The 17,993-nt window shown below is 70.4% G+C and carries 19 protein-coding genes; 15 read left to right on the top strand and 4 right to left on the bottom strand.

Going from position 1 to position 17,993, the window contains the following annotated elements:
- Positions 1 to 81: 81 nt before the first annotated feature.
- From alr to tsaD, 7 genes are all read left to right on the top strand, one after another.
- Positions 82 to 1,167: an alanine racemase gene (gene alr / locus BMY74_RS13520; RefSeq protein ID WP_089915164.1), complete on the top strand. Its 1,086-nt coding sequence runs from the start codon at positions 82 to 84 to the stop codon at positions 1,165 to 1,167.
- Entirely contained in the window at positions 1,164 to 2,261 is a 1,098-nt protein-coding gene (locus tag BMY74_RS13515) for an alpha/beta fold hydrolase (RefSeq protein WP_177229729.1), read from the top strand. The genes alr and BMY74_RS13515 overlap by 4 nt, the downstream gene beginning before the upstream one ends.
- A complete protein-coding gene (gene tsaE, locus BMY74_RS13510) occupies positions 2,258 to 2,716 on the top strand; it encodes a tRNA (adenosine(37)-N6)-threonylcarbamoyltransferase complex ATPase subunit type 1 TsaE (protein ID WP_245786103.1) in 459 nt (152 codons plus the stop codon). Before BMY74_RS13515 ends, tsaE begins: the two co-directional genes overlap by 4 nt.
- Positions 2,717 to 2,779: 63 nt before the next feature.
- Positions 2,780 to 3,124 (top strand): hypothetical protein, encoded by a 345-nt coding sequence (locus tag BMY74_RS13505; RefSeq protein ID WP_089915155.1) that lies wholly within the window; start codon positions 2,780 to 2,782, stop codon positions 3,122 to 3,124.
- Between the two features lie 132 nt (positions 3,125 to 3,256).
- On the top strand, positions 3,257 to 3,937 hold the full coding sequence (gene tsaB / locus BMY74_RS13500) for a tRNA (adenosine(37)-N6)-threonylcarbamoyltransferase complex dimerization subunit type 1 TsaB (RefSeq protein ID WP_089915151.1): 681 nt from the start codon (positions 3,257 to 3,259) through the stop codon (positions 3,935 to 3,937).
- Positions 3,934 to 4,392, top strand: a complete 459-nt coding sequence (gene rimI, locus BMY74_RS13495; protein ID WP_089915148.1) for a ribosomal protein S18-alanine N-acetyltransferase — start codon at positions 3,934 to 3,936, stop codon at positions 4,390 to 4,392. Before tsaB ends, rimI begins: the two co-directional genes overlap by 4 nt.
- Complete coding sequence (gene tsaD / locus BMY74_RS13490; RefSeq protein WP_089915145.1) at positions 4,385 to 5,440, top strand: tRNA (adenosine(37)-N6)-threonylcarbamoyltransferase complex transferase subunit TsaD; 1,056 nt, start codon at positions 4,385 to 4,387, stop codon at positions 5,438 to 5,440. Before rimI ends, tsaD begins: the two co-directional genes overlap by 8 nt.
- Positions 5,441 to 5,526: 86 nt before the next feature.
- Here the strand turns inward: tsaD and BMY74_RS13485 are convergent, their stop codons facing one another.
- Both BMY74_RS13485 and BMY74_RS13480 read right to left on the bottom strand, forming a co-directional pair.
- On the bottom strand, positions 5,527 to 7,050 hold the full coding sequence (locus BMY74_RS13485; RefSeq protein WP_089915140.1) for an alkaline phosphatase D family protein: 1,524 nt from the start codon (positions 7,048 to 7,050) through the stop codon (positions 5,527 to 5,529).
- A 45-nt stretch (positions 7,051 to 7,095) separates the two neighbouring features.
- Positions 7,096 to 8,601 (bottom strand): alkaline phosphatase D family protein, encoded by a 1,506-nt coding sequence (locus BMY74_RS13480; RefSeq protein ID WP_089915138.1) that lies wholly within the window; start codon positions 8,599 to 8,601, stop codon positions 7,096 to 7,098.
- Positions 8,602 to 8,773: 172 nt separating this feature from the next.
- Between BMY74_RS13480 and groES the strand changes: the two genes are divergently transcribed.
- On the top strand, positions 8,774 to 9,067 hold the full coding sequence (gene groES / locus BMY74_RS13475) for a co-chaperone GroES (RefSeq protein ID WP_030478362.1): 294 nt from the start codon (positions 8,774 to 8,776) through the stop codon (positions 9,065 to 9,067).
- Between the two features lie 82 nt (positions 9,068 to 9,149).
- On the top strand, positions 9,150 to 10,778 hold the full coding sequence (gene groL, locus BMY74_RS13470) for a chaperonin GroEL (RefSeq protein WP_089915135.1): 1,629 nt from the start codon (positions 9,150 to 9,152) through the stop codon (positions 10,776 to 10,778).
- A gap of 94 nt (positions 10,779 to 10,872) precedes the next feature.
- Here groL and BMY74_RS13465 read toward each other — a convergent pair whose 3' ends face one another.
- On the bottom strand, positions 10,873 to 11,169 hold the full coding sequence (locus tag BMY74_RS13465) for a WhiB family transcriptional regulator (RefSeq protein ID WP_089915132.1): 297 nt from the start codon (positions 11,167 to 11,169) through the stop codon (positions 10,873 to 10,875).
- Between the two features lie 168 nt (positions 11,170 to 11,337).
- Here BMY74_RS13465 and BMY74_RS13460 point away from each other — a divergent pair, with 168 nt between their 5' ends.
- The 5 genes from BMY74_RS13460 (at position 11,338) to BMY74_RS13440 (ending at position 15,789) form a co-directional block, all read left to right on the top strand.
- On the top strand, positions 11,338 to 12,288 hold the full coding sequence (locus tag BMY74_RS13460; protein ID WP_089915129.1) for a MerR family transcriptional regulator: 951 nt from the start codon (positions 11,338 to 11,340) through the stop codon (positions 12,286 to 12,288).
- A 144-nt stretch (positions 12,289 to 12,432) separates the two neighbouring features.
- Positions 12,433 to 13,329, top strand: coding sequence for a hypothetical protein (locus tag BMY74_RS13455; RefSeq protein WP_177229728.1), 897 nt, complete (start codon positions 12,433 to 12,435; stop codon positions 13,327 to 13,329).
- A gap of 81 nt (positions 13,330 to 13,410) precedes the next feature.
- Entirely contained in the window at positions 13,411 to 14,007 is a 597-nt protein-coding gene (locus tag BMY74_RS13450; protein ID WP_030471988.1) for a response regulator transcription factor, read from the top strand.
- Positions 14,008 to 14,328: 321 nt separating this feature from the next.
- A complete protein-coding gene (locus BMY74_RS13445) occupies positions 14,329 to 14,901 on the top strand; it encodes a sigma-70 family RNA polymerase sigma factor (RefSeq protein ID WP_089915126.1) in 573 nt (190 codons plus the stop codon).
- Positions 14,902 to 15,789, top strand: coding sequence for an anti-sigma-D factor RsdA (locus BMY74_RS13440; protein WP_089915123.1), 888 nt, complete (start codon positions 14,902 to 14,904; stop codon positions 15,787 to 15,789).
- Between the two features lie 152 nt (positions 15,790 to 15,941).
- On the opposite strand, the gene BMY74_RS13435 is transcribed toward BMY74_RS13440, so the two are convergent.
- The gene (locus BMY74_RS13435; RefSeq protein WP_245786101.1) at positions 15,942 to 16,325 is read right to left on the bottom strand and encodes a DUF5319 domain-containing protein; all 384 of its coding nucleotides are present in this window, start codon (positions 16,323 to 16,325) and stop codon (positions 15,942 to 15,944) included.
- Between the two features lie 127 nt (positions 16,326 to 16,452).
- On the opposite strand from BMY74_RS13435, the gene guaB reads away from it, so the two are divergent.
- Complete coding sequence (gene guaB / locus BMY74_RS13430) at positions 16,453 to 17,964, top strand: IMP dehydrogenase (RefSeq protein WP_089915120.1); 1,512 nt, start codon at positions 16,453 to 16,455, stop codon at positions 17,962 to 17,964.
- Positions 17,965 to 17,993 lie beyond the last annotated feature (29 nt).

Here is a 17,993-nt window from a genome sequence, read left to right as displayed (position 1 = left end):
GCCGCGTTCCACGCTCGGCGAAACGCGTGCGAGTTGCGCCATAGTCCCTGAGCTGCGTGCACATGGCACGATGAACAGGTTATGGCTCGTTCAGAAGTTGTCGTCGACCTAGGCGCGCTGCGGCACAACGTCGCCCTGCTCGCCGGTCTCGCGCCGTCCGCGGACACGATGGCCGTCGTCAAGGCGGACGGTTACGGCCACGGCGCGGTGCAGGTCGCCCGCGCGGCCCTCGAAGCAGGCGCCACCTGGCTGGGGTCGTGCAGCACGGAGGAAGCCCTCGCGCTGCGCAGGGCGGGCATCCAGGCGCCGATCCTCGCGTGGCTCGACGCTCCCGGCGAGGACCTGGCCGCCGGTCTCGCCGCCGACGTCGACATGGCCGTCTCCTCGCTCTCGGACCTGCGCCGCATCGAGCGGGCCGCGGAGGAGGCCGACGCCCGGCCGCGGCTGCACCTGAAGATCGACACCGGCCTGAGCCGCAACGGCTGCCAGCCGCGCGACTGGCCCGCGCTCGTCGAGGCCGCGAAGAAGCACGAGGTCGTGGCCATCTGGTCGCACCTCGCGTCCGCCGACGAGATCGGCGACCCGTCCATCGACCTGCAGGCCAAGCGGTTCGACGAGGCGTACGAGGTCGCCCGCGCACACGGCCTGGACCCGAAGCGACACATCGCGAACTCCGCGGCCCTGCTGACGAGGCCCGACCTGCACTTCGACCTGGTCAGGCCCGGCATCGCGATCTACGGCCTGAACCCGGTGCCGACCGCTCACGACCTGAGGCCGGTCATGAGCTTCCGGTCGCGCGTGGCGCTCACGAAACGTATCCCCGCCGGGGAGTCCGTCTCCTACGGGATGACATGGACGGCGCAGACGGACACGACGCTGGCACTGGTGCCTGCCGGGTATGCGGACGGTGTCCCGAGGGCGCTCTCCGGCCGGATGGAGGTGCTCCTCGAGGGGAGGCGCCGTCCGGTGGTCGGGCGTGTCTGCATGGACCAGGTCGTCGTGGACTGCGGGGACGACGAGATCGCGGAGGGTGCGGAGGTCGTCCTGTTCGGCGACGGCCGGCGGGGGGAGCCGACGGCGACGGAGTGGGCGGAGCTGACCGGGACGATCGACTACGAGATCGTCTGCGGGATGTACCGGCCGCGGGTGCGGAGGATCTACACGTGAAGCCGGTGTGGAAGGTCGTCGGCTGGGTCGGCGGCGCGGTGGGTGCCGTCGTGGCCGGTGCGGCCGTGGCGCAGACCGCGAAGGTCTCGCACGAGCGCAAGACCGCGATCGACAGCCTCGCCGAGGAGCCCCTCGGTCAGCTGAGGCCCGACCGCGAGTCGACGGTGGCGGCGGAGGACGGCGTGCCGATCTCCGTCGAGGAGGTCGACCCCGCGGACGGCGGCGAGCCGGACATCACCGTCGTGCTCGTGCACGGGTTCGCGCTGGACCGCCGCTGCTGGCACTTCCAGCGCCGCGACCTCGCCGAGCTCATCGACCCGCGCGTGCACCAGGTCCTCTACGACCAGCGCAGCCACGGCCGTTCGGGACGGTCTTCGGCCGAGCACAGCACGATCGACCAGCTCGCGCTCGACCTCGACTCGGTGATCCGCTCGGTCGTGCCGGAGGGGCCGCTGGTGCTCGTCGGGCACTCCATGGGCGGCATGACGATCATGGCGCTGGCCGAGAAGCACCCGGAGCTCTTCGAGGAACGGGTGCGCGGCGTCGCGCTGATCGGCACGGCCGCCGGCGCGGTGGGCGGTGCGGGGCTGCCGAAGTCCGTGCTGTCGCGCTACAACCCCGTGACGCTGGGCGTCGGCCGGCTCGCCGGTGTGCAGCCGGGACTCGTCGAGTGGGTGCGCAAGAGCGCGAAGAGCCTCACCTGGGGCGGCATCCGCATGGGAGCGTTCGGCGACCGCAAGGTGGCTCCGTCCCTCGTGGACCTGATGGAGCAGATGATCAACGGGACGACGGTGAAGGTGCTCACCGAGTTCCTGGAGACCCTCGGCACGCACGACCGCTACAAGGCGCTGGCGGGCCTGCGGCACTGCGAGGTGCTGATCCTGAGCGGCGACGCGGACAGGCTCACGCCGTTCTCGCACGCCGAGCGGATGGCCGAGGAGATGCCGCACGCCACCCTCGTCCGGGCCCCCGGTGCCGGGCACATGGTGATGATGGAGCAGGCTGATCTGGTCAACGACCACCTGGTCGCGCTGATCGAACGGTGCGCGACCGATCGCGGAGAGAGTCGGAAGAAGTGGTGGCGCCGAGCGTGAAGACCGTCGAACTGCCGTTGGTGGAGGACACCGAGGAGTTCGGCCGCAAGCTGGGTGAACTCGTGCGTGCGGGCGACCTGTTGCTGCTCGCCGGTCCGTTGGGGGCCGGCAAGACGGCGTTCGTGCGCGGCCTCGCGCGGGGCATGGGCGTGCAGGGCCGGGTGTCCTCGCCGACGTTCGTCGTCGCCCGCGTCCACGAACCGGCCGAGGGGCGGAGCGTGCGGCTGGTGCACGTCGACGCGTACCGGCTCGGGGGGCACCTGGACGAGCTGGACGACCTCGACCTGGACACGGACCTCGTCGACGCGGTGGTCGCCGTCGAGTGGGGCGAGGGTGTCGCGGAACGTCTCAACGAAGATCATCTGCTGATCCGCCTCGAACGTGGAATCGACGACGTTCGCACAGCTCAGCTCGTTCCGCAGGGCGAATGGACGTCCCGTCCCCTCCCGGTGTGACGTTGTGTGCCGCTTGGAGTGAAGTCCATTAAGGACACACCGCGGCGGGCCGATGAGTCGCGCATGATCAAGAAGACTCTCCTCGCCACCGCGGTCATCGGTGGCGCGCTGCTCGCGGCCGCCGGTCCCGCCGCCGCGGGCGAGCACGACCGCGACGGCGGCATCAGCGTCGCCGACAACCTCTGCGCCGCCCCGTGGCAGTGGAACGGCCCGCTCTCGCTGCTGCACGAGGGTCACGCACCCGGCTACGCCGCGTGCAACGACAACCACACCGGCCGCGGTGGCGACGGCATCAGCGTGCTGGACAACGCCTGCGTCGCGCCGTGGCAGTGGAACGGCCCGCTGGAGATCTTCACGGTCGACCACTCGCCGTCCTACGTCGCCTGCAACGGCAACTCGGCAGGCTGATCGACGGACGCCGGGGATGGCGGAACGAGCCCGTCCGCCATCCCCGGCCGTCCTCCGGGGTGGTTCCGGCGCTTCGCCCGCTGGAACCACCCACCGGATGGCCGCCGGGGGCTGGTACTACCCTGGTCAACCGTGCTAGTGCTCGCCGTCGACACGGCCACCCCCGCAGTCACCGCCGGTGTGGTCGAACTCGCGCCCGACTCCCCGCCGCGCCTGCTCGCGAAGCGGGTGACGCTCAACGCCAAGGCGCACGGCGAACTGCTCACCCCGCACATCACCGACTCGCTCGCGGAAGCCGGCAGGACCTTCGCCGACCTCGACGCGATCGTCGTCGGCGCGGGCCCCGGCCCGTTCACCGGCCTGAGGGTCGGCCTCGCCACCGCCGCCGCACTCGGCCAGGCGCTGAACCGCCCGGTCTACCCGGTCGCCACCACCGACGCCATCGCCAAGGACGCCGCCAGCGGCCACCCGCTGCTCGTCGCGACCGACGCGCGGCGCAGGGAGGTCTACTGGGCCGCCTACGACGCCGCCGGCCGCCGCACGGACGGGCCGCACGTCGAACGCCCGCAGGACCTCGCCGGGAAGCTGCCCGCGCTGGGCGTGCACCAGGCGACCGGTGAGGGCGCCGAGATCTACGCCGAGGTGCTGGGGCTCGAACTCCTCGAAGCCAAGCACCCGAGCCCGGAGGGCCTGGTCGCCGCCGCGGCCGCCGAGGTGCTCGCGAAGGCCCGCCCCGCCGCGCTCACCCCGCTCTACCTGCGCCGCCCCGACGCCGTCGAGCCGACGGGGCGCAAGCGGGTGACCAGGGCATGACCACGGGCACCGTCACGCTCGCGCCGCTGCGGCACGCCGACGTGCCGAAGTGCCACGAGATCGAGCTGGCCCTGTTCCCCGGTGACGACCCGTGGAGCGAGAACGCGTTCCACAGCGAGCTCGACAACGGCAACTACTACGTCGGCGCGTACGACGGCGACGAGCTGATCGGGTACGCCGGGCTCGCCGCGTCGCCGCACGAGGCCAGCGTGCACACGATCGCCGTCATCGGGCACTGGCAGGGCAGGGGCGTCGGCAAGATGCTGCTGCGCGACCTGCTGACCCGCGTCGACGAGATCGGGGTTCCCGTGTTCCTCGAGGTCCGCACGGACAACGAGCCCGCGATCGCGATGTACAAGGCGCACGGCTTCGAGCAACTCGGCCTGCGCCGCCGCTACTACCAGCCGTCGGGTGCCGACGCGTACACGATGGGAAGGCCTGCGCAAAGTGTCTGATCGCCTGATCCTCGGCATCGAGAGCTCGTGCGACGAGACGGGCTTCGGCATCGTCCGCCTCGGTCCGGACGGCTCGCTCGAACTGCTCGCCGACGAGGTCGCCTCGAGCGTCGAGGAGCACGCCCGCTTCGGCGGCGTCGTGCCCGAGGTCGCCTCGCGCGCCCACCTCGAAGCGCTCGTCCCGACGATGCGCCGCGCGCTCGACACCGCGAAGGTCGAGCTCTCGGACATCCACTCCATCGCCGTCACGGCAGGACCGGGCCTCGCCGGCGCGCTGCTGGTCGGCGTGTCCGCGGCCAAGGCGTACGCGGCCGCGCTCGGCAAGCCGCTCTACGGCGTGAACCACCTCGCGGGCCACGTCGCCGCGGACACGCTGCAGCACGGCCCGTTGCCGCAGCGCTGCCTCGCGCTGCTGGTCTCCGGCGGCCACTCGCAGCTGCTGCTGGTCGAGGGCGGCCTGGCGAACTCGATCACCGAGATCGGCTCCACCGTGGACGACGCGGCGGGCGAGGCCTACGACAAGGTCGCGCGCCTGCTCGACCTGCCGTACCCCGGCGGCCCACCCATCGACAAGCTCGCGAAGACCGGCAACGGCTGCGCGATCGCGTTCCCGCGCGGCCTCACCGGCCCGCGCGACGCGAAGTACGACTTCTCGTTCTCGGGCCTCAAGACCTCGGTCGCCCGCTGGGTCGAACGCGCCGAGCGCGCCGGCGAGGAGATCCCGCTGGCCGACGTCGCCGCGTCGTTCCAGGAGGCCGTCGCGGACGTGCTGACCGCCAAGGCGATCCGCGCCGCGAAGGACCTGGACGTCGGCACGCTGGTCATCTCCGGCGGCGTCGCGGCGAACTCGCGCCTGAGCGGCCTCGCCGCCGAGCGCTGCGCCGAGGCGGGCATCGAGCTGCGCGTGCCGCGGCCGCGGCTGTGCACCGACAACGGCGCGATGATCGCGGCGCTCGGCGCCCACCTGGTCGCGGCGGGCGCCAAGCCGTCCTCGATGGACATCTCGACGAACCCCGGCCTGCCGGTCGGGACCGTCCAGATCTTCTAGACGCTCTGCAGCCCGGGGTTCCTGTCTGTCACATTCCTCCAACCTGGAGGAGGACCGGAGTCCCGGGCTCCGCGAGCCCAGCTCCGCTAGGCCTTGTGGAGCCCGGGACTCCGGTCCTCCACGACGAACGAAGCCTTCGTCGTGACCGGAGCTCCGGGCCTCGACACGTAGTCGACGGCACGGAAGTCCGCCCGCACCTCCCGCGCGGTGAACTTCGTCCGCACGTACCCACGGCGGTTGTTGAAGTACTTCACGTGCGGGTTCTCCGCGAGCACCGCCGGAGTCTCCGCACGGGTCTCCGAGCCGTCACCGCCGGACGTGATCGACGTCGACACGAGCTCCGTCGCGACCGTGCGTGAAGTCGGGTCGTTCCAGCGTTCCTTCACCTCGGCGGCCCACGCCGCGTGCACGTCACCCGTGAGCACGACGGTGTTGCGCGTGTGCGCGAACCCGGCGGCCACACGGTCGCGGTTCGCCGCGTAGCCGTCCCACGCGTCCATGTTGTTGGTCTCGCCGGCACCGGGCGTGAAGTCGAGCTGTGAGAAGAACACCTGCTGCCCCAACACGTCCCAACGGGCGTGCGAGCGCCTCAACCCGTCGAGCAGCCACTTCTCCTGCTCGGCACCGGTGATCGTGCGCGTCGGCTCGAGCCGTTCGGGGCAGGCCTTCACGCCGTCGCCGCAGAGCTGGTCGTCGCGGTACTGCCGGGTGTCGAGCATGTGGAAGTTCGCGAGCCCGCCCCACTGCAGCCGCCGGTGGAGCTTCATGTCGATGCCGGAGGGCTTCGACCGGATCGGCATGTTCTCGTAGTAGGCCTGGAACGCCGCCGCCCGGCGCGCCAGGAAGTTCGGCTGGGGTGTCTGGGGCTTCTCGTAGACCTCGTCCGCCCAGTTGTTGTCGACCTCGTGGTCGTCCCACACGACCGCCCACGGCGCCACGGCGTGCGCCTCCTGCAGGTCGAGGTCGGTCTTGTACTGCGCGTGCCGCTGCCGGTAGTTCGCGAGCGTCTCGGTCTCCGGGCCCTCGTGGTCGCGCGGGTTGCCGCCCGGCGCCACGTACGCGCCCTTCGCGTACTCGTACTGGTAGTCGCCGAGGTGCAGCACCAGGTCCGGCTGGTCCTCGGCGAGGCGCCGGTACGCGGTGAAGTAGCCGTGCTCGAACTGCGAGCAGGAGGCGAACGCCATGGTGAGCCCGCTGCCCATCGCCCACGGTGCCAACGCCGTGCGCGTGCGGCCCACACGCGAGACATGGCCTTCTGCGTTGAACCGGTAGAAGTACTCGCGACCAGGCAGAAGGCCGCGCACGTCCACATGCACGCTGTGGCCTTCCTCAGGCCGTGCGTGTGCCGTGCCGCGCCGGACGACGAGCCGGAAGCGCTCGTCCAGTGCGATCTCCCACTTCACCTCGACGACGCGGGACGGCATGCCGCCCAGGCCGTCCTCCGCGAGAGGGGTGGGTGCCAGGCGGGTCCACAGGACCACGCCGTCGGAGGTCGGGTCGCCGGAGGCGACGCCGAGGGTGAACGGGTCGGTGAGCCTCGCCGACCCCGCGCCGACGGTGGTGAGCGCAAGTCCCCCGATGAGGAGAGCGCGTCGCGTCACTCGAGTCATGGTGAGACCTTCACGCACCAGGGTGGATGTCAGGTGAACGCCTGACTAAAGCCTGTGGAGACCTGGCACCCGGTCTTCCACGGCGAAAGACCCCTTGGTCCGCACCGGCGACCCCGGACGCGTCACGTAGTCGAGCCCGCGGAAGTCCGTGCGCAGCTCATCGGGCGTGAACCTGCTGATCGTGTAACCGCGCCGGTTGTTGAAGTACTTCACGTGCGGGTTCTCGCGCAGCCACAGCGGTGTCTCGGCGTACTCCTCCGAGCCGTCGCCTCCGGCCGTGATCGAGGTCGTGACGAGTTCGGTCGCGAGGGTCTTCGACGACGGGTCGTCCCACCGCTCCTTCACGTCCGCGCCCCACGCCGCGTGCACGTCCCCGGTGAGCACGACCGGGTTCCGCACGTCCGCGAACCCCGCGACGACCCGGTCCCGGTCGGCGACGTAGCCGTCCCACGCGTCCAGCAGGAACTTGTCGACCTCGCCGGGGATGTAGTCGTACTGCGAGAAGAACACCTGCTGCCCGAGCACGTCCCAGCGCGCCCGCGAGCCGCGGAAGCCGGCGAACAGCCACTCCTCCTGCGCGGCGCCGAGCATCGTGCGTTCGGGTTCGAGCCGTTCGGGGCAGAGCTGCAGGCCGTCGCCGCACGCCTGGTCGGTCCGGTACTGGCGGGTGTCGAGCATGTGGAACGTGGCCAGCGAGCCCCAGCCGATCCGCCGGTACAGCCTTGGTGACCTGCGCAGGGGCATGTTCTCGTAGTAGGCCTGGATCGCCGCGGCGCGGCGGGCGGGGAAGTCCGGCTGCGGTCTGTCCGGCAGCAGGCCCGCCCAGTTGTTGTCGATCTCGTGGTCGTCCCAGATCACCGCCCACGGCGCCACGGCGTGCGCTTCCTGCAGGTCCGGGTCGGTCTTGTACTGGGCCTGGCGGCGGCGGTACCCGGCGAGCGTGACCGTGGTCGGGCCCTCGACGTGGCGGACGTTGCCGCTCGGGGCGACGTGGATGCCGCTCTCGTACTCGTACGTGTAGTCGCCGAGGTGCAGCACCAGGTCCGGTTCGTCCTCCGCGAGTCTTCGATAGGCCGTGAAGTAGCCGTGCTCGTACTGCGCACACGACGCGAAGGCCATCGTCAGCGGTACGTGCAACGCGCCAGGAGGAGGTGCCGTGCGCGTACGGCCCGTCCGCGAGAGGTGGTTGAGGGCCTTGAAGCGGTAGAAGTACTCGCGGCCGGGCTCCAACCCGACCAGTTCCACGTGGACGCTGTGCGCGTCCTCGGGTCGAGCCGTGGTGGAGCCGTGTTGCACGATTCGGGTGAATCGTTCGTCCGCGGCGACCTGCCACAGCACCTCGACCGGACGTGCCGGCATGCCTCCCAGGCCGTCGTCGGCGAGCGGGTCGACGGCCAGCCGGGTCCACAGGACCACCCCGTCGGGTGCCGGGTCGCCCGAGGCCACACCGAGTGTGAAAGGGTCGGCGGGCCGCGCCGAAGCGGCGGCGGTGAGCGCTGTGACTCCTGCCACGCCTGCGAGCAGCAGCGTTCGGCGCGTCAACGGGGACATGCCCTGAATACGGCTCCCGGATGGTGATCGGTTCGGGGGTCTCGTTGAAGCCTTGGCACTCTCATGGGTAGAGTGCCAATTGCACGGCACCAGCACCGCCCCGACCCCCGCGACGGCGGGGTGGCAGGAGCCGTTAATTCGAACCTGCCAACGACCCGTGGAGGTCATCCCGGTGAGCGTGAACATCAAGCCGCTCGAGGACAAGATCGTCGTTCAGGCCTCGGAGGCCGAGACGACCACTGCCTCCGGCCTCGTGATCCCGGACACCGCGAAGGAGAAGCCCCAGGAGGGCAAGGTCCTCGCGGTGGGCCCCGGCCGCATCGACGACAAGGGCAACCGCGTCCCGCTGGACGTGGCCGTCGGCGACGTCGTCATCTACTCGAAGTACGGCGGCACCGAGGTCAAGTACAACGGCGAGGAGTACTTGATCCTCTCCGCCCGCGACGTGCTGGCCGTCGTCAACTAAGACGCTCGGCTGTCATGCCTGACGCCCCGGCGCCCCATCCGGGGCTTCCGGGGCGTTTCGCTACCCAGAGAGGCTTCAAGCAATGCCCAAGCAGATCAGCTTCGACGAGGACGCTCGTCGGGCGCTCGAGCGCGGCGTGAACAAGCTCGCGGACACGGTCAAGGTCACCCTTGGCCCGCGCGGTCGCCACGTCGTCCTCGACAAGAAGTTCGGTGGCCCGACGGTCACCAACGACGGTGTGACGATCGCCCGCGAGATCGAGCTGGACGACCCGTTCGAGAACCTCGGGGCGCAGCTCGCCAAGTCGGTCGCCACCAAGACCAACGACGTCGCGGGTGACGGCACCACCACCGCCACCGTGCTGGCGCAGGCCCTGGTCAAGGAAGGCCTGCGCAACATCGCCGCGGGCGCCAACCCGACCGCGCTCGGCCGTGGCATCCAGGCCGCCGCCGACGCCGTCGTGGACGCGCTCAAGGGCAAGGCCACCCCGGTCAAGGGCCGCGAGAACATCGCGCAGGTCGGCACGGTCTCGTCGCGTGACGAGTCCATCGGCGCCCTGCTCGGCGAGGCCATCGAGCGCGTCGGCGAGGACGGTGTCATCACCGTCGAGGAGTCGTCCACGCTCGCGACCGAGCTCGTGATCACCGAGGGCGTGCAGTTCGACAAGGGTTACGTGTCGACGCACTTCTCGACCGACCTCGAGGCGCAGGAGGCCGTCTACGAAGACGTCCGCATCCTGCTGCACCGCGAGAAGATCTCGGCCCTGGCCGACGTCCTCCCGATCCTCGAGAAGGTCGCGGAGTCCGGCAAGCCGCTGCTGATCATCGCCGAGGACGTCGAGGGCGAGGCCCTGTCCACGCTGGTGGTCAACGCCGTCCGCAAGACCCTGAAGGTCGTCGCCGTGAAGGCGCCGTTCTTCGGCGACCGCCGCAAGGCGTTCCTCGACGACCTCGCGGTCGTCACCGGCGGCGAGGTGATCTCCTCGGAGATCGGCCTCAAGCTGTCCGAGACCACGCTCGACCAGCTGGGCACCGCCCGCCGCGTCGTCGTGACCAAGGACGACACCACGATCGTCGACGGCGGCGGTACCAAGGCCGACATCGCCGGCCGCGCGGAGCAGCTGCGCCGCGAGATCGAGGCCACGGACTCCGACTGGGACCGCGAGAAGCTCCAGGAGCGCCTCGCGAAGCTCTCCGGCGGCATCGCCGTGATCAAGGTCGGCGCCGCCACCGAGACCGAGCTCAAGGAGCGCAAGCACCGCATCGAGGACGCGGTCGCCGCTACGAAGGCCGCGGTCGAGGAGGGCATCGTCCCCGGCGGTGGCTCCGCTCTCGTGCACGGCTCCAAGGTGCTCGACGGCGGCCTCGGCCTGACCGGTGACGAGGCCACGGGTGTCGCGCTCGTCGCGAAGGCCCTGTCCGCGCCGCTGTTCTGGATCGCCGCGAACGCGGGCCTCGAAGGCGCCGTCGTGGTGAACAAGGTCCGCGAGGGCGAGTGGGGCTTCGGCATCAACGCCGCCAAGCTGGAGTTCGGCGACCTGCTCGAGCAGGGCATCATCGACCCGGTCAAGGTCACGCGTTCCGCCGTGGCGAACGCCGCCTCGATCGCGCGCATGGTGCTCACGACCGAGAGCGCCGTCGTCGAGAAGAAGGAAGACGAGCCCCTCTCGGCTGCGGCCGGTCACGGCCACGGCCACGGGCACGGCCACTGAGTTCGTCCGTCCCGCGTTTGGCGGGACGACGAGTTCGAGCTCGAACAAAACCGGGGTTGGCGCCATTCATTTGGTGCCAACCCCGGTTTTTCGTTCAGACTATTGCCAGTTGTCGCTTTCGCGCCTTGATGATGTGGTCGCGCTCCGATTCCGAGAGCCCGCCCCAGATTCCGTACGGTTCTTGCACCGCGAGAGCGTGTTTGCGGCACATCTCCAGCACGGGGCAGGCGAGGCAGACAGCCTTGGCGCGAGCCTCCCGCCGGGCTCTCGCCGGACCCCGTTCGCCGTCGGGGTGGAAGAAGAACGCGCTGTCCATGCCCCGGCACGAACCGCGCATCTGCCAGTCCCAGAGATCTGCGTTGGGACCGGGGAGCCTTCGGGTGTCCGCCATCGAGACCGCCTCCGTGACGACTGCTCCATTCGGCTTAACGATGATCCACCGTAGAACCGCGTCAAAACTTGTTCAAGAGGCTGAAGACCCTTATCAACTGATGGGTGACGGCACGCGTGTTCGATCACTCACCGCCCGGAGTTGCCGACCGGATGAGGTGAACGGAACATGGCTCTCGTGATGACACCACCGGAGATCAAATCGACCGGTAGTCACACGAGTGAGCCCCTTCTCTCAGTGGCCGCGGTGGCCAGGCGACTCGGCGTGGCTCCCGCCACCCTCCGCACCTGGGACCGCCGCTACGGCCTCGGCCCGACCGGCCACACCACGGGCCGGCACCGCAAATACGGACCGCCCGACGTGGCCAGGCTCGAATTGATGCAGCGCGCACTTCTTCGCGGCGCCTCATCGGCCGAGGCGGCCCGTTTCGCGCTCGACTCGAAATCGTCGATGACCCACGGCGACGCGCCCGCGGCCCCCACCGGCGGCCGCGGCCTGAAATTGCCAGGAGCTTCACGTTCTGCCCGCGGACTGGGCCGGGCCGCACTCGCCATGGATTCGATCGCCGTCCAGGAGATGCTCGCCGACTCCCTGGCCGCCGACGGCGTGATCGTCACGTGGAACGAGGTCGTGCGCCCGGTCCTGACGGCCGTCGCCGCCCGCTGGCAGCTCTCCGGCGCCGGCGTGGAGGTCGAGCACCTGCTCAACGAGTGCGTGCTCGCGGCGTTCGTGCGCGCCACACCATTGGTCAGCGACGGACGCAACCACCGCCCAGTGCTGCTCGCCTGCATGCCGGAGGAGAGGCACAATCTCCCCCTCTACCCGCTGGCCGCGGAACTGGCGCAGCGAGGCGTCGTGGTGAGGCAGCTGGGAGCGGCGTTGCCGATGGACGCGCTGGCGGCCGCCGTGCGCCGCACCGCCCCGTCCGCGGTGGTGCTGTGGGCGCAGCTGCCGCGGTACGCCGATCCGGGGGTGATCTCCGCGCTGCCCCGGACCCGGCAGCAGGTGAGGCTGTTCGTGGGAGGGCCGGGGTGGCGGCGCGGTGTGGTGGCCGGGCCGGCGGAGCGGGTGGAGGACCTGGCGGCGGCGGTGGACGCGGTGGAGGCGGCCGTCACCTGACGCCCGGTGCCTGACGCCTCAGACCTGCTACCCGTTGCCCAAACGCGACGATCGGCTCTTCCATGCTCGGGCCCCACCCCACCCGCCACTCGCCGCCGCCACACCGCCCCACCACCCCGCCCCCCAGGCGGCAGACTCCTCACCGTGACCGAAGAGCAGCTGCGCCGCGCCGCGTTCGGCGACCAGCCCGGCCGAGACGTCTGGCCCGCCCTCTCCGCCGGGAGCTCCCGAACCCGGTGGCTGGCGGCGGTGGTGCTCGGCGGCCAAGGCCACTACGCCGCCGCGGCCACCGCCTTGGACGCGCTCCGTCACGATCCCGACCCGGTGATCGCGTCCCTCGCCCTCTCGACTCGCGCGTCCCACCACCGTCAGCTGGGGGCGCACCACCTGGCCCGTCCCCTCGACGGCGCCGCCCTCGTCGAACTCCGAGCAACGGGCGCCCAGGACCCCGACGGAATCGACGCGGCGGGAGCCAGGGCCGACGCCCTGCTCGGCCTCGCCGCCGATTCGCTCGGTGCTCAACGCTTGGACGAGGCCCGCAGGTTGCTCGCACGAGTTGAGACGCATTCGTGGCGGAGCGAGGTCCGCAAGGGGTGGGTGACCGCCGAGATCGCCTTGGCGTCGGGTCTGCCACGAGAAGCAGTGGCACCCGCGGAGGCGGCGTACGAGGTGGCGACGAGCAGGAAGGCGCTCCGGCACGAGCTCAAGTCGGCACTCGTCCTGGGCACCTCGTTGGTCGTGTGGGGGACACCCGACGGCCTGAATCGGGGGCTTGAACTAGTCGAGTGTGAGCTAAATCACAGTGCTCAAAACGGGCTCCAGCCGTTGATCTGGCCGAGCGCTCTCGTCCTGGCGGGCCACGCTCCCACGATGGGTGCAACCGCCCTCGACCGGGCGACTGAGGCTCTGAGCTGCGTGTTGCGGAGAGCTGATCCGGTCAGCCGCCGGGTCGCCCTTGATTCCCCGTGGGTGCCGAGTGGGCTGCTCCGTTCCGGGGAACCCCCGAACGCAGACCCTCAGGCGAACTTCTTGACGGATTAAGCACCGGATCGTGTCAAGGTCGGGCCTCCAGCGTCCGATAGGGGAGATGGAACGTCACTCGGCTGCAGGAAAGGAGTCCCCGTGACCACGGTCCTTATTTGCGACGACCGGCGCAGTGTGCGGGAGGGTCTCACCCGCGTGATGTCGGCTGTCCCCGGGGTTAGCCGCATCGACTGCGTAGCGCACGGTGACGAGTTGTTGGCTCGCTTTTCAAGGCAGCCGGTCGACGTCGTCCTGGTGGGAACCCAGCGCGCCGTCCCGACCGGGGTTGAAGCAACCCGTCGGCTCGTCTCCGCGAATCCGCAGGCAAACGTCATCGTCTTCGGAGCACCCGACGACGCCGGGAGCATCGCGGCGGCGATCGCCGGCGGTGCCCGCGGCTACCTGAGGTGGGACGCGTCGCGTCCCGAGCTTGTGGCAGCCCTCGCGCACACGCTCGCCAGCACCTCGGTGCCGGCACCGAGGCAGCCCTCCGACCCCGGCGTGCAGCTCACGGAGCGTGAGCTCCAGGTGCTGCGGGGCATGAGCCAGGGCAAGAGCAACGGCCAGATCGGCCGCGAGCTCTACCTGTCGGAGGACACGGTGAAGACGCACGCACGTCGTCTCTTCCGCAAGCTCGGTGTCCGTGACCGCGCTCAGGCGGTCGCGCACGGCTTCCGGCGAGGCCTCGTCCAGTAGGAGTCGCTCTTGCCGCACCGGCCCCGCGTCCTCATATGCCGCATGTGGGGAAGCGGGGCCGGTGGCGTGAGACGGCCCACTCCGGCCCACCTGTGCAACTGGTGGTCCTCGGGGTCGCGCAATTAGCCCAGCCCGGTGACAATGTCGCCGGGCTGTAAGCCGTTCGGGCGTGTCGGCTGTTCACGCGGGGTGTCCATACCCCACCTATGAACAGAACGCCCGCAGAACGGTACGGTGAAGCTGCTGCAACGGGTCGCTGTGAGTGACTCGTGTTGTTTCCTGTCGGTACGCCAACAAGTAACACCAGGGCTGTTGTCTGCGATGACCAACTTGGGGGACGGACTGGACGCCGAAGTGGGCGCGGCCGTCGACGGCGACCGCCAGGCGATCGAACGCCTGCTGGCCTCCATACGTCCTCTGGTGGTGCGGTACTGCCGCGCCCGAGTTGGCAGGCAGGAGCGGAGCTTCGCTTCGGCGGACGATGTGGCCCAGGAGGTGTGTCTCGCGGTGCTCACGGCATTGCCCAGCTACCGCGACCAGGGTCGGCCCTTCCTCGCGTTCGTCTACGGGATCGCGGCGCACAAGGTCGCCGATGCACATCGGTCCGCAGCCAGGAACCGCTCCGAGCCCGTTCCCGAAGTCCCCGACGCGCCGGAGACCGACGCCGGTCCCGAGCAACGGGCGATGCAGGGCGAACTCTCCGACCGGATGGCGGTGCTGTTGCGCGTCCTGCCGGAGAAGCAGCGGGAGATCCTGCTGTTGAGGGTGGTGGTCGGGCTCTCCGCCGAGGAAACGGCCGAGGCGGTCGGTTCGACGCCGGGTGCGGTACGGGTGGCGCAACACCGCGCGCTCGCTCGTCTGCGCAAGTCGCTGGCAGCGGAGGAGGTGGTCTGAGTGGCCGACGAACACGGGAAGGACGACGAGGAAGTGCGCGGACAGGACGACAGAGCCCCGCACGAGCCCGTCGCCGACGATCTTTCGGCAGTGCAGGCCGATGACAAGCTGCTGGACGCGCTGGGGTCTGCGACACCGGGTGCGGCCGGCTCACTCGTCGACGACGAGCTGAACGCGTTGCTGCTCGCGTGGCGCAACGAGGTGGAGACGGAGCCGTTCACCGAGCTCGTCGACACCGACACGGCGATCGCCACGATCCAGGCTGCCCGCCCGCAGCCCGTGAACAGGCATCGCTTCCTGATCCCGCTGGCGAGCGCCGCCGCGGTCCTGGCCATCGCCTTCACCGGCGTGAGCCTGGTGGCCCGCGACGCACAGCCCGGCGACACGCTGTGGGGCCTCACGCAGGTGCTCTACTCCGAGCACGCGAAGTCGATCGAGGCCGCGGCCATCATCAACACCGACCTCGAGTCGGCGCGTCTGGCGCTGCGCGAGGGCAAGGTCGACGAGGCCCGCGAGAAGCTGAACAAGGTCGAGGCGAGCCTCGGCTCGGTCTCCACGGCCGACGGCAAGGCGCAGCTCGAGGAGAAGCACAAGGAGCTGGAGAAGCAGCTCGACACCAACACCTCGACCGCGCCGCCGACCACGACGACGCCGAAGCCGACGAAGCCGCCCAAGTCCTCGGAGCCTTCGGCCACGCCGTCCACGTCGTCCACGCCGCCGACCACGACGGAGCCGTCCACGCCGCCGTCGTCCGAGACCCCGGCGCCGCCGACGTCGAACGGCGAGAACCCGCCGCCTCCGCCGCCGGACCCCGGCACGGGTGAGAACCCCGGCTCGAGCGGGACCGGGACGAACGCGGAGACCGCCGGGCAGACCACCGGCAGCTGAGCCGGTTGAGACGCAGTGTGAACGGCCCCTGACCTTCGCAGGTCAGGGGCCGTTCACATGCTCGGGCGTTCACACGTCAGGTGGAATGTGACCGGTCGAGTTGCGCGGACCGCCCATCGGGGGTGCGGCACACCTCACAGGCCGGCCGGGGGTCAGCGCGCCGACTCGGTCGCGGTGACCCCGTCCGCGTACCCGCGGCAGTACTCCCAGCTCACGTAGGCCCCGGGGTTCGGATCGAACGCCGGCTCGTGCGGGCGCATGTGCCCGTCGGCGAGCAGCTGCTCCAGTGAGGCTCGTAACAGCGCCCAGTCGTGGTAGTGCGGTTCCTGGCACTCACCGCAGTCCACGACGATGCCGCGCACGCCTCTGTGTTCGAGCAGCGCCTGGTAGACGGCGAGGTCGCTCAGGTCGCTGACCAGCTCCGTCCGTTCGTCGTCGTCCATCGGGGGATGGTCGTGGTCGGGCTCGCCCAGGGACAGCGCTGGGTCCTCTGGGTCGCCTGCGAAGGGGTCTGGTGGCAACGCGTCGTGCGGCACGACCCCGCACGGTACCCCCCGTGCCCCCGGAGCCGTCCAGATACCATGGGTCGCACCGCCTCCGCCTGCGGAAACCACGCTCGCAGGAGGGGGAGCAAACCGCACGACGGAAGGCAAGTCACCCGCTATGACCAGCGAGCTCAACGCTGACGGAGTCCCGGGCAAGTTCGCCATGCTGGGACTGACCTTCGACGACGTGCTCCTGCTGCCTGCCGAGTCCGACGTCGTCCCCAGTGGCGTCGACACGAGCACCAGGATCTCGCGCAACATCACCCTCAAGATCCCGCTGGCCAGCGCCGCGATGGACACGGTCACCGAGGGCCGGATGGCGATCTCGATGGCCCGGCAGGGCGGCATCGGCGTGCTGCACCGCAACCTCTCCATCGAGGACCAGGCCCGCCAGGCCGAGACCGTCAAGCGGTCCGAGGCCGGCATGGTCACCGACCCGGTCACCTGCTCGCCCGACGCCACGCTGGCCGAGGTCGACGCGCTGTGCGCGCGCTACCGCATCTCCGGCGTGCCGGTGACGGACGCGAACAACAAGCTGGTGGGCATCATCACGAACCGCGACATGCGGTTCGAGCTCGACCACAGCAAGCGCGTGAGCGAGGTCATGACCAACGGCCCGCTGGTCACCGCGCAGGTCGGCGTGTCGGCCGAGGCCGCGCTGGGCCTGCTGCGCCGCCACAAGGTCGAGAAGCTGCCGATCGTCGACGGCGACGGCAAGCTCAAGGGCCTGATCACGGTCAAGGACTTCGTGAAGACCGAGCAGTACCCGAACGCCACCAAGGACCCGGACGGCCGCCTGCTGTGCGCCGCCGCGGTGGGTGTGGGCGAGGACTCGTTCGTCCGCGCGATGACGCTGGCCGAGGCGGGTGTCGACGTGCTGATGGTCGACACGGCCCACGGCCATTCGCGCGGCGTGCTGGAGATGGTCGCCCGCATCAAGAAGGAGCTCGGCGACTCGACGGACGTCGTCGGCGGCAACGTCGCGACCAGGGGCGGTGCCCAGGCCCTGATCGACGCGGGCGCGGACGGCGTGAAGGTCGGTGTCGGCCCCGGCTCGATCTGCACCACGCGCGTCGTCGCCGGTGTCGGCGTCCCGCAGATCACCGCGATCTACGAGGCCTCGCTGGCCTGCCGCGCGGCCGGTGTGCCGGTGATCGGTGACGGCGGCATCCAGTACTCCGGCGACATCGCCAAGGCCATCGCGGCCGGCGCGTCCGCCGTGATGCTCGGATCGCTCCTCGCGGGCACCCAGGAGGCGCCCGGCGACCTGATCCTGGTCAACGGCAAGCAGTTCAAGACCTACCGCGGCATGGGCTCGCTCGCGGCCATGCAGTCCCGCGGCGAGAACAAGTCGTTCTCCAAGGACCGCTACTTCCAGGACGACGTGCTCAACGAGGACAAGCTCGTCCCCGAGGGCATCGAGGGCCGCACGCCGTTCCGCGGCCCGTTGTCCCAGGTCGTGCACCAGCTCAACGGCGGCCTGCGCGCGGCCATGGGCTACACGGGTTCCCGGACGATCACCGAGCTGCAGGACGCGCAGCTCGTGCGGATCACGGCGGCGGGCCTGAAGGAGTCCCACCCGCACGACATCACGATGACCGTCGAGGCGCCGAACTACACCACCCGTTAGAGTCACTCGGCCGTTCCGGCTGCTTGCAC

Source organism: Lentzea albida, assembly GCF_900111005.1.
GTDB classification, from domain to species: Bacteria; Actinomycetota; Actinomycetes; order Mycobacteriales; family Pseudonocardiaceae; genus Lentzea; species Lentzea albida.
This window is presented reverse-complemented; position numbering and strand designations above follow the sequence as displayed.